This window comes from Bacteroidota bacterium (assembly GCA_034723125.1).
Taxonomy (GTDB): domain Bacteria; phylum Bacteroidota; class Bacteroidia; order CAILMK01; family JAAYUY01; genus JAYEOP01.
In genome coordinates this window covers 1-2,080 of the sequence record JAYEOP010000439.1, presented here as the reverse complement: position 1 = coordinate 2,080, position 2,080 = coordinate 1, and the positions used below count along the sequence as shown (strand labels likewise).

At 28.4% G+C, this 2,080-nt stretch carries 3 protein-coding genes; 2 read left to right on the top strand and 1 reads right to left on the bottom strand.

From position 1 onward, the window contains the following. Positions 1-684 carry a carboxypeptidase-like regulatory domain-containing protein gene (locus U9R42_11685; GenBank protein ID MEA3496684.1) on the bottom strand — a complete coding sequence of 228 codons (684 nt, stop codon included), beginning with the start codon at positions 682-684 and terminating at the stop codon, positions 1-3. A gap of 270 nt (positions 685-954) precedes the next feature. Here U9R42_11685 and U9R42_11680 point away from each other — a divergent pair, with 270 nt between their 5' ends. After that, the gene (locus tag U9R42_11680) at positions 955-1,386 is read left to right on the top strand and encodes a hypothetical protein (GenBank protein ID MEA3496683.1); all 432 of its coding nucleotides are present in this window, start codon (positions 955-957) and stop codon (positions 1,384-1,386) included. A gap of 119 nt (positions 1,387-1,505) precedes the next feature. Continuing rightward, entirely contained in the window at positions 1,506-2,069 is a 564-nt protein-coding gene (gene frr, locus U9R42_11675; protein ID MEA3496682.1) for a ribosome recycling factor, read from the top strand. Positions 2,070-2,080: the final 11 nt, after the last annotated feature.

Below are 2,080 nucleotides of genomic sequence, written 5' to 3'. Positions count from 1 at the left end.
CTACTCTCTAATTTCCTTATATTTATCTTTAAAGTCTCCTTCTTTAAGAGCTTTGATAAATTTTGCCCAAGCAAAAGGATTTAATAAAGAAAGCGGGATTGGATTATTCATACCGGGGAATTGTGCATAATTTGTTTGACCACCATAATATCCTGCATTTACAGCCATTTGATTCAGAAATAAATTTTGATTTTCAGCACCATCCATTTTCATGTTTACCATCAGATACATCATTTTTTCTTTGCTCAAGTTTTCATTTGCTAAATCATACAAATCTTTATTTACCTCCAATGCAAGAAAAACTTTTTTGAAATTAGCAGGAGATGGCCACGGATATATAGCTGTTTCCGAAAAAGTTAAAGTATCAGGTAAAAGTTCAATTATTGTGTTAAATTTTCCTTTATCAATATTGGATGGCAAAATTATTATTTTCTTTTTAAAACCCATTGAAGAAAAAACAATTGTATCATCTTTCTCTATAGCAATGGAAAAAAAGCCTTCATAATTTGAAGCAGTTCCTCTGTAAGTATTTTTGATTGAAATTGATGCGTAAGGAATAGGAATATCACTGTCAGCTTTAAGAATAATTCCTGTAAATTGAATCAAGCCGTTTTTTTTCCTATCTTGTGAAAATGCAGAGAAAAACAATGCAAAGGAAATTGATATTAAAATTATTTTTTTCACAATAAAAGTAATGAAATTTTGTCTAATTTGGTCATTTATTAAAGCTATCAAAAATACGAATTCATTAACATTTTTTCTAGTATGACCAAAAAAAGTATTGTCAAAACAAAAAGCAATCCAATAATTTACTTTAAACAAAGAAATTATTATTTTTCTCTGATTTTTGTCGTAATTGCCCTAATCCTTTTTTCAGCTTCATTTTACTCATGCAAAAATTATAATTATCAATTTGAGCTTCGTCAAGTTGATACACTGATAACCATGAATAAAATGGCTGAACAAATTATGATTGTTGAATCAAAAAAAGTACAAGATAGAATTGACAGCATGATTATTAAAGTAGATTTTTTTAAAACACTTGACACAAACAGAATAAGTGGCGAACTTAAATTTGACATTGGAAGATACAAAGGTTTCCTTAGTAATTATCAAACTTTTACAAATTCTTATGAAGTTCTACAGTATGATTGTAAGGTAATTAAAAATAATTTAACAACTCTGAAAAAAAAGATAATTGACAGAGAAATTCCCCAAGAGGAATTTAAAGAAATTTATTATCCCTATAAAATTCAAACACAAAACAACTTAAAAGACGCTAGGAGTTCTGTGAGAAATATTTTTTCACAAGAAAAGATGTATCAAAGGGTAAACAATAAAATCTCAAAATTCTACAAACAGCAAATTAGCAAAAAGTATTTTTGAAAATATTCTTCACAATAAAAAAATATTTGTGGTTTGCATCTTATTCATTATATTTGTTTTTCGAAAGAAAATAATTATTAGAAGTTCCCTTTACCTTTGACACAAAAAAAATTACGAAAATGGACGAGAATTTAAAATTTGTTATTGACGAGACAAAAGATGAGATGCAAAAAACCATTACTCATCTGATAGATACTTTATCAAAAATACGTGCAGGAAAAGCAAGTACTCAAATGTTGGCAGGCATTAGTATTGATTATTACGGAACAAAAACTCCACTAAATCAAACAGCAAACCTCAGTGCTCCAGATCCAAAAACAATTGCAATTCAACCATGGGATAAATCAATGATTGAAGCTATTGAAAAATCGATTATGCTAGCAAATCTTGGCTTTAATCCTCAAAATGATGGAGAGATAATTCGCATTAACATCCCACCACTTACAGAGGAAAGAAGGAAGCAACTGGCAAAATACATTAATACTGAATCAGAAAACAATAAAGTTTCTTTAAGAAATGCACGAAAAAATGCCAACGATAGCATAAAGGAATATCAAGATGAAGGTGCATCGGAAGATGATGCTAAAAGAGCAGAAAAAGAAGTACAAAAGATTACAAATGAATACACTAAAAAAGTTGAAGAAATAACTAAAAAGAAAGAAGAAGATATAATGAAAGTTTAAATTCTATCTTA